This is a genomic window from Arthrobacter sp. Br18 (assembly GCF_000520555.1).
Taxonomy (GTDB): domain Bacteria; phylum Actinomycetota; class Actinomycetes; order Actinomycetales; family Micrococcaceae; genus Arthrobacter_D.
Genome location: NZ_AZSA01000257.1, coordinates 1 through 8,841, shown reverse-complemented (window position 1 = coordinate 8,841; position 8,841 = coordinate 1). Strand labels below are relative to the sequence as shown.

Annotated in this window: 7 protein-coding genes and 1 tRNA gene; 2 read left to right on the top strand and 6 right to left on the bottom strand. The window is 64.5% G+C overall.

From position 1 onward, the window contains the following. Window positions 1-467: 467 nt before the first annotated feature. On the bottom strand, window positions 468-1,319 hold the full coding sequence (locus Y704_RS0101490; protein WP_026548815.1) for an alpha/beta fold hydrolase: 852 nt from the start codon (window positions 1,317-1,319) through the stop codon (window positions 468-470). Between the two features lie 243 nt (window positions 1,320-1,562). Between Y704_RS0101490 and Y704_RS0101485 the strand changes: the two genes are divergently transcribed. Next, window positions 1,563-1,805, top strand: coding sequence for a hypothetical protein (locus Y704_RS0101485; protein WP_026548814.1), 243 nt, complete (start codon window positions 1,563-1,565; stop codon window positions 1,803-1,805). 148 nt (window positions 1,806-1,953) lie between these two features. Here Y704_RS0101485 and Y704_RS0101480 read toward each other — a convergent pair. The 5 genes from Y704_RS0101480 to Y704_RS18110 form a co-directional block, all read right to left on the bottom strand. Beyond that, window positions 1,954-2,026: transfer RNA gene (locus Y704_RS0101480), tRNA-Thr, on the bottom strand. 84 nt (window positions 2,027-2,110) lie between these two features. Then, window positions 2,111-3,691, bottom strand: coding sequence for an alpha/beta hydrolase (locus Y704_RS0101475; protein WP_026548813.1), 1,581 nt, complete (start codon window positions 3,689-3,691; stop codon window positions 2,111-2,113). Continuing rightward, the gene (locus tag Y704_RS0101470; RefSeq protein WP_026548812.1) at window positions 3,688-4,851 is read right to left on the bottom strand and encodes a DNA polymerase III subunit delta'; all 1,164 of its coding nucleotides are present in this window, start codon (window positions 4,849-4,851) and stop codon (window positions 3,688-3,690) included. Before Y704_RS0101470 ends, Y704_RS0101475 begins: the two co-directional genes overlap by 4 nt. Then, window positions 4,848-5,495, bottom strand: a complete 648-nt coding sequence (gene tmk / locus Y704_RS18115) for a dTMP kinase (RefSeq protein WP_081747337.1) — start codon at window positions 5,493-5,495, stop codon at window positions 4,848-4,850. Before tmk ends, Y704_RS0101470 begins: the two co-directional genes overlap by 4 nt. Window positions 5,496-5,863: 368 nt before the next feature. Then, on the bottom strand, window positions 5,864-7,168 hold the full coding sequence (locus Y704_RS18110; RefSeq protein ID WP_051476583.1) for a GntT/GntP/DsdX family permease: 1,305 nt from the start codon (window positions 7,166-7,168) through the stop codon (window positions 5,864-5,866). Window positions 7,169-7,336: 168 nt separating this feature from the next. On the opposite strand from Y704_RS18110, the gene Y704_RS0101450 reads away from it, so the two are divergent. Next, window positions 7,337-8,763, top strand: a protein-coding gene (locus Y704_RS0101450) for an IS3 family transposase (protein WP_155850159.1) whose coding sequence is annotated in 2 segments (ribosomal slippage) — window positions 7,337-7,688 and window positions 7,688-8,763 — 1,428 coding nt in all. Because the reading frame shifts where the segments join, the coding sequence is not laid out codon by codon here. Window positions 8,764-8,841 lie beyond the last annotated feature (78 nt).

Genomic DNA, 8,841 nt, shown 5'->3' with positions numbered 1-8,841 from the left:
TCTCTTCACCGCTGCGAGATGTTCGAATTTCGAACCCCCTTGTAGCTGTTAGGAGCAAGCTATATCACGCGATTGGTGGCCCGACGGCGCGACTCACACGTAAGTCGCCGATTCGAATGGGTCGGTCCCCTTGCTGATATGAATTCTTCGATCCGGAATTTTGTCGATATTGAACAGGAGATGTTTCCTGCCATCGAAGCCTGTCTGCAGAGCCTTGGAGTGTTCCGTGCAGATCCTCCGCTTCATTCCGCGTGGGAGTCCAGGGGGATCGTGGAACAGCAGCAGAGCCGCCAGTGACGTCCACGGTGCCCGGCCGTGGCCATGCCGTGTCCACGGTGCCCGGCCGTGGCCATGCCGTGTCCACGGTGCCCGGCCGTGTCCGTCCCGCGGAAGCACGGCGCGGACATGGCGAAGGGCACGACCGGCGGGACATTGTTTTCAGGAAGGCCCCGCTGTGCGTCGAGGTGTTACTGGGCGAGGAATTCCAGCAGGTGCCTGTTCCATTCCTCCCTGTGGGTCACGGTCAGGCCGTGCGGGGCATCCTTGAGGAGGACGATCTGGCTGTGGGCGACGGCGTCGGCGGTGCGTTGACCGCTGACTTCGAAGGGGACGATCGTGTCCGAATCACCATGGATGACGAGGGTCGGTACCGTGATCCTGGCCAGATCCTGACGGAAGTCGGTGGTGGCAAACGCTGCCGTTGAGTCCAGGGTCCCCTTGGGAGAGGCTCCCTCGGCAATGGCCAGGTTGTAGGCGAACTGCTCATCGCTGACCGTGGGCTTGTTCAGCAGGGTCGGTTTCCCGGCGGTGAAGAACATCGTGAGGAATTCCTTGAGGAACGCCGGACGGTCAGTGGTGAGTCCGTTCCCGAACCAGTCCGCCAGTTTCTGGTCGACTCCTCCCTCGGTATTGTCCTCGGACTTCCACAGGTAAGGCGTGATCGCGCTGGCGAAGACAAGCTTCGAGATCCTTTCACTTCCGTAGGTTCCGACGTACCGGGCCAGTTCCCCGCCACCCATGGAAAAGCCGACCAGTGTGACCTCCCGTAGATCGAGTTCGTCGAGGAGTGCTTTCAGGTCGGCTGCGAAGGTGTCGTAGTCGTAACCGGACCAGGGCTGGGAGGACTTCCCGAATCCCCGGCGGTCGTAGGTGATGACCCGGTGTCCAGCCTCGACCAGGGCGGGGACCTGGCCTTCCCAGGAGCGGCCGCTGAGCGGCCAGCCATGGATCAGGACCACGGGCTTGCCTGCCCCGAAATCCTCGTAGTAGAGCTCGACGGCCTGACCGTTGGTGGACGTATCGGTGGTGATATAGGGCATGGTGCTCCTTCGATTGATGGGGGACGTTTCAGGTTTGTCCTCCCGGCGAATGTGAACATGCTCTATTCGAAGTCAGGGGCCGGACAGATGGCACCGTTCCGACGGGAAACAGGGGACGCCTAACAGAAATCGGGGGGGAGGGGTTTGGCGAGTGGCGGCCGCTGGTCTTTCTTGTCGTTGCAGGAGCTTCGGCGCCGGCTCTAACCTGACACCACCTGTTCATCACAACTATGGAGGTGCCACATGGCTACAGGAGAAACCGGGTTCGACGACGTCTCGTTCGACCTCATCTCGCTGCAGTACCACTCGCTGAAGGCCGGCCACGACTATGGGCAGTACGTACGTGATGCCCGCAATGCCGGCCGAGACGACATCGCGGACTTCTTCGAGCAGGTCATGGCGCAGGACTCGGAGCGGGCGGCCAAATGCCATGCCTTCCTGGGAGAGCTGACGGGGTCGGCGGAATCGGGGCCGGCATTGAGTTGACCCGTCCAGGCCCGCCACCCCCCGCTGATTAAGCACCTATGGCGCCTTCACCCGCAGAAAAGTCGCCATAACCGCTTAATCAGCGGGGAAGGGGGTGGCGCACCCACAAAAAGACCCCCGGCCGCGTACGGTCCGGGGGTCCTTCGTGGGCCTCCTGCCAGAGTCGAACTGGCGACCTTCTCATTACGAGTGAGACGCTCTACCGACTGAGCTAAGGAGGCATGCTTCATGATTGGGAGGTTTCCCTGGGTCAATCCACAAGGGACAACTCTATAAGAGCCTCAGCCCGCTGGTCAAAGCGGCCCTCAGCAGCGTACGCCGTCCTCGGGCACTGTTCCGTCAAGGAAGTAGGAGTCCACGATGGTTCCGATGCACTCATTGGAACGCCCGTAGGCAGTGTGCCCCTCGCCCTCCCAGGTCACGTGCACCGACGATTCCAGCTGGTCGGCAAGGGCAAGGGACCATTCGTAGGGAGTGGCGGGATCGCCCGTCGTCCCGATCACGAGCATCGGCCCGGCACCGGTAGCACTCGCGGGCTCCGGTTCGAGCACAGGACCGTATTCCCAGGGTGCGCAGTTGGCACCACCGTAGGCAAGGAGCGCCCCGAACGTCGGCGAGGCTGCGACAAGCTCTTCCTTCTCCTGCACCAGCTGCGCCGGATCGGAGGCCATGGGGTAATCAAGGCAGTTGATCGCAATGAAAGCCTCGGCGGAATTGGTGGAGTAGGTCCCGTCGGGGCTGCGCTGCGCAGCAAGGTCCGCAAGGTAGAGCATGTCACTGACATCACCGCCCAGTGCGCTGGTCAATGCCGTGGTGAGGGCAGGCCAGTTGGCATTGTCGTACAGCGGGAAGATGAAACCCTGGACGAAGGTCCCCACGGTGACCAGCCGGCCGTCCTCAGCACGCTGCGGTTCCTGCTCGATGGCGGCGAACAGCTCCTGCACCGCGGCCACGCCGTCGTCCACGGACCCCGGTAGGGGGCACTCATCGCTCGACTGGCAGTCGGCAACGTAGGCCCGGAGCGACTCTTCGAAAGCCGCGGCCTGGCCCAGCGTCAACTGCGCACTGGAGAGAGACGGGTCGATGGCGCCGTCGAGCACCATCCGGCCCACGCGGTCCGGGAACAGTTCGGCATAAGCGGCACCCAGTTGGGTTCCGTAGGAGAACCCGAGGAAGTTCAGTTGCGGGTCATTCACCACAGCGCGCAGGATGTCCATGTCCCGGGCCGCGCTCTCGGTGTCCACGTAACCCAGCAATTCCCCGGTCCGCTCGGCGCACAGGTCGGCGAACGCCCGCGCTTCCTCGGTGACGAGGGCCAGGGCATCCTCGTCGGAGGTGCCGGCGGGAATGAACTCCTCGCGCACCACATCCTTCTCGGCGTCGGTGCGGCACTCGACGGCGCTGGAGCGGTTCACGCCGCGTGGGTCGAAGCCGACGACGTCGTAGGCTTCCCTTAGCGCCTCGCTCGCGACCCGACCAAGCCCGTCCTTCACGATGTTGTAGCCCGATGCGCCGGGCCCGCCCGGATTGACCAGGACAGTGCCCTGGGCCTCCCCGCCGGCGTCGGCCCGGATTGCGGCGATCTCGATGGTGTCCCGCTCCGGGTCGCCGTAGTCCAGGGGCACCTCCACCGTGGTGCAGGCGTACTCCTCCTCGCAGGGCTCCCACACGACCTGCTGGCTGTAGAACGCGTCCAGCTCTCCTGGCACCTCGCCCACCACGGTGGGGTCGGCGCTCGCCACCCCTGTCTCGGCAGGATCGTCGTCCTGGGCCGGCAGCAAGGAGCATCCGGACAGGGCGAGCACAAGCACGGAACCAGCCGCGAGCGGACCCCAACGACAACGCCGGGGGAACGGGGCGGCGGTGCTTCCCGGTGCGGATTTCATCGCGCAAGGTCCTTTCGGGACAGGAGGCTGACTGCCATCGCTTCGATCGCAAGGAGTGGGGACACGTTGGTGGTCACCAGCCGCGTCCGCACCTCGTTGATGGTTTCGATATGGAGGAGTGTGGCCTCCGCGGTGCCGTCCGCGGCGAAGGCCTCGAGTTCGGGCCGAAGCGGCTCGTTGACGAGCTCCCGGGGACTGGAGAGCTGAAGCATGAGGACGTCCCGGTAGAACGAGATGAGGTCGGTCAGTGCACGGTCGAAATAGTCGTTCTTCGACCGCTTGGCCCGCCGCGTCTGGTCCTCCTCGAGGCGCTTCACCTGACTCCGCATCGACGGCGGGAGGGTTCCCGTTTCCGGGGCGCCGAGCGCGGTCAGCAGTGCGGTGCGCTCCTTTGCGTCCCGCTGCTCGAACGAGCTCTGGGCCTCCGCCTCGGCCAGCTTCACGAGGTCGGCGGCGGCTTTCATGGCTCCCGATACCGAGTGCAGCGTGAGCGGAAGCCGCACAATCTGGTTGCGGCGCTCGCGGGCGCCGTCATCGGTGGCCAGCCGTCGAGCCACGCCGATATGGCTTTGCGCGGCACGAGCCGCCGCTTCCGCCGTCGTCGGGTCGATACCGTCACGGGCCACCAGCAACTCGGCGACGTCGCGGACCGGCGGAAGCCGGAGGCTCACGGAGCGGCAGCGGGACCGGATGGTGACGAGCACGTCGCCCGGACTCGGCGCGCACAGCAGCCAGATGGTGCGGGGCGGGGGCTCCTCGATGGCCTTGAGGAGCACATTGGTGCTGCGCTCCTGCATGCGGTCGGCGTCCTCGACCACGATCACCCGCCAGCGTCCCGTGGAGGGTTTGTCCTGCGCCTTCCGGACCAGTTCGCGTGCTTCGTCGATGGTGATGGTCACTTTTTCGGTGGTGACGTTGGTGAGGTCGGCATGCGATCCGGCCAGCACCGTCCGGCAGGCCTTGCAGGTTCCGCAGCCGCGCTCCTCCAGCGACTCGCGGTCACACAGCAGCGCGGCAGCGAAGGCCCTGGCCGCGTTGGAGCGCCCGGAGCCGGGCGGTCCGGTGAAGAGCCACGCGTGGGTCGGGGTGCCGGACTGCGACGCACGCTTGAGCTGCTCCACCACGGATTCCTGCCCCCGCAGGTCAGCCCAGACGCTCATGCCAGCCGTCCGGTGACGGCGTCGAGGATCATCCGGCCGAGCTGGTCTTCTGCGCCGTCAGCGGGCAGCACCAGGTAGTGGTCCGGGCTGCCCCCTGCAAGATCGAGGAACTGTGCGCGGATGCGCTCATGAAAAGGGTCGGGTTCGGATTCCATGCGGTCCTCCGGGGTGTCCTGCGCCGTCCGCCGGCTGCGTCCCTCTGCGGGCTCCACGTCGAGCAGGACCGTGAGGTCGGGGCGGAGCCCGTTCACGGCCCACAGGTTCACGTCCAGAACGGTCTGCGCACCCAGTTCGCGCCCCGCGCCCTGGTAGGCGACCGAGGAGTCGACGTAGCGGTCACAAACGACGACGTCGCCGCGAGCCAGCGCTGGCAGGATCACCTGGGCAACATGGGCGGCCCGCGACGCCGCGAAGAGCAGGGCCTCGGTGCGTGCGTCGATCTCGCCCTGGCCGTGCTCGAGGACGAGGCTGCGGAGCTTCTCACCCACCGGAGTTCCACCGGGCTCACGCGTGCGCACCAGCGGAATATTCGCTGCCCGCAGAGCCTCGCACAGGAGGGAGGCCTGGGTCGATTTGCCGGCGCCGTCGCCGCCCTCGAAGGCGACGAAGAGCCCGGGCAGGCCATGGGCTTTCTCGGGAGTCACTGTGCAAGCCTACCGAGTGCCAGTGATAGATCCTTCCGCGCCAGTAACGGCCGGGCAGATCCTGCAGAGAACGAAGCACCAGACGGTGACCTGATCGAGGCAGGAGGCGGACGAGCTTCGGTTGATTCGGACAGGTCGGCGGAAAAGAGGGGATTGGCGGTGTGGTTGCTTATAGTACAGGGTTCGTCATGGCTCTCGAAGAAATCGCCGTTCCGAGCGGAGTACTCGAACCCTCAAGTCCGCTGGATTGAGGAGCCACTGCTGCGGCCGCAAAGGCCCTACCAGTGCCTCTGCCGACCGCGGATGACGGCCGACAGAGGCCCTGACGGAGTGATGGAACCAGGCTAGGTGGCATTCACCTCAGAGGCCTATTGCGGACACGACAGCCCAGACCAGCGCGGTGAGGATGAAACCTGCGACACCAAGGATGGTGGTGAGCACTGTTCAGGACCGCAGGCCCCGTCTGCCACTGAAAGGCCGAGGAAGCGGGTGACAATCCAGAACCCGAAATCGTTGATGTGGGAAAAGCCGAGGGCACCGAATCCGATCGCGATGGCGATGAGGGCGGTTTGAACCGTGGTGAATTCGCTACCACTGACCGCTGCTGCGAGAAGGCCGGCGGTAGTGATGATGGCCACGGTTGCCGAGCCTTGCGACAGGCGAAGCACAGCGGCCAGGACGAAGGATAGGAGCAGTACGGGCAGGCCGGCCGCGCTTAGCGTGTCCGCGAGGGCGGTACCAATGCCCGATGTCGTCAGGACTCTTGCGAAGACGCCGCCTGCTCCGGTCACCAGGATGACGATCGCGGTGGGTGCCAGCGCCGAGTCCATGATTTCGCCGGTCTGCTGTGATGACCAGCCGCGACGGATGCCCAGGAAGTAATAGGCAAGCGAAATGGTTACCAGGAGCGCGAAGATCGGCGGGCCGATAAAGGCGAAGACGGGCCGGATCGTGCTTTCCTCGGGCAGGAGCACGATGGAAACTGTGCCCAGCATGATCATGGCGATGGGCAGGACGATCGGGGCGATGATCATGCCCGGCGATGGCGCACTGGGTGCGGTGAGGGTTGTGCCGGGCTGGGGTGAGGCGGAAACCGAAGAACCGGTGGGGTTACTGTTTGCCTGAGCGGCCGACGCTTCGCGTTCGACGTCGGACTGGCCGGATCCGAACAGGCGGAACTGCTCAGCCGTGGCAGGGAGCATCACGAAGTCGCGGCGGTTGATCCGCTTGGCTACAAAGTACCCAAGGACGCCGACAGGCACGCAGATCATCAGGCCCAGGATGGTGATCCAGCCGATATCGGCGCCGAGGACTCCGGCGCCGCCAACAATGCCGGGGTGGGGCGGGACCACAACGTGGATTGCGAGCAGGATTCCGCCCACCGGAAGGCCGAACTTTACGGGATTGACGCCCGCTGCCTTGGCGAAGCCGTAGATGATCGGTATCAGGGTGATGAATCCGACGTCGAAGAACACGGGGATCGCCAGTACAGATGCGGCGGCGGTCAGGGCCGCGATGACGCGTCTGGGACCCAGAATCGAGGTGAACCTGCCGGCAGGTGCCTCAGCGCCTCCGGACACTTCGATCATCTTCCCGAGCATGGTGCCAAGGCCCACCAGGAGGGCCACGGAGCCGAGCGTTCCGCCCATGCCCTCGGTCACGGTGCTGACCACTTCTCCGATAGGGGCGTGGCAGTGATCATGCACCACGGCGCCACCCTGCGTGTCAGGATCGGGTGAGGCCAGTAGCTAAGAGCAAGTCCGCCGTGTCGTAGGGCGAGAACCAGGAACCGATCCACCATGTCCAGTCCATCGATCAGCGCCGTGCGCGACGATAGTCCTATGAACAACAGCATCCCTGCAGGGCCGAGGTCGGGTGGTCCGACGCGGAGGCGTTCGATCACTCCGGCGCAGAAACTCGTCCACCTTGCCGCTTACGAGGTCGCGATCGCCACGAATACGGGCGGGGCGTATCTGCGTCAGCAGGGCATCTATTCCTCCCAGATCACCGAATGGCGAAAGCTCCGTGACGCCGGCGTGCTGGAGGGCAAACAGCCCGGGGAGAAGATCGGGAAACTCACCCCGGAGCAGGCCGAGATCGCCCGGCTCAAACGAAAACTGGAGTTGACGGACCAACGTCTGGCCACGACCGAGGTGGCGTTGGAGATCATGTCAAAAATGCACGAGCTGTTGGAAAATCTTTCCAAGAGCTCGCGGGACGAACCACCGCAGACGAGACAGTAAAAACCACCTATCGTGAGCTGACCGCCCGCGGCATTTCCACCCGCACGGCCGCCACGTTGGTCGGTCTTCCCCGGGCAACCGCCACCCGGAAGCCCCGGGCGACACGTCTGCCGGCGGTCGTGGTAGTGCCGGCGAACAAGCTCAGCGATGCCGAGCGGACCCACATCCTTGACGTGGTGAACTCGCCGGAGTTCGTCGATTTGGCGCCGATCCAGATCTACGCCCAGCTGCTCGACGCGGGCGTGTATTTGGCGTCGATCTCCACCATTTACCGGGTTCTGCGGGACAACCGTCAAGTGAAGGAGCGTCGTGCCCAAGCGCGGCATTCGGCGCGAGCCATCCCGGAACTTGTCGCCGTCAAACCAGGAGACGTCATTTCGTGGGATATTACCAAGCTGCCCGGGCCGATCAAAGGCAAGTATTTCGATGCGTACGTGATGATCGATATCTACTCGCGTTACATCGTGGGCTGCGCCGTCCACGCGTCTGAATCCGCGGTGTTAGCGGCGGAGATAATGACGACAACCTTCGCTCTGCATGGCACCCCGCAGGTTGTTCACGCCGACCGGGGAACGTCGATGACGAGCAAGACCGTTGCCGCGATGTTGTCAGATTTGGAGATCATCCGGTCGCACTCCAGGCCCCGGGTGAGCAATGATAACCCGTTCTCGGAGGGCTGGTTCAAGACCTTGAAATACGCTCCCGTGTTCCCGGAACGCTTCGCCAGCCTCGGCGACGCACGCGCCTTCATGGCCGACTTCGTCGATGGTTACAACCACAATCATCGGCATACCGGCATCGGGTTGAACACCCCCGCGGACGTTCACTACGGTCTCGCGGCCGCCACGGCCCGAGCCCGCACCGCAGTCCTGCAGGCCGCCCGCGCAGCGAACCCGCACCGGTTCTCCACCACCACGGATCCGAAGATCCTCGCCCTGCCGGGCACGACCTGGATCAACAAACCCATGGAGACCACGACCGCCGAAATGAAGGACCCATCAACCGATGTCGAATTAGCTGCCTAAACTCCCGCTGGCCTCATCTGCCTTGACAAATTCCGCGGAATTTTTCAAGCTGAACGGTACCAAGGGGAGTTAGGCGGC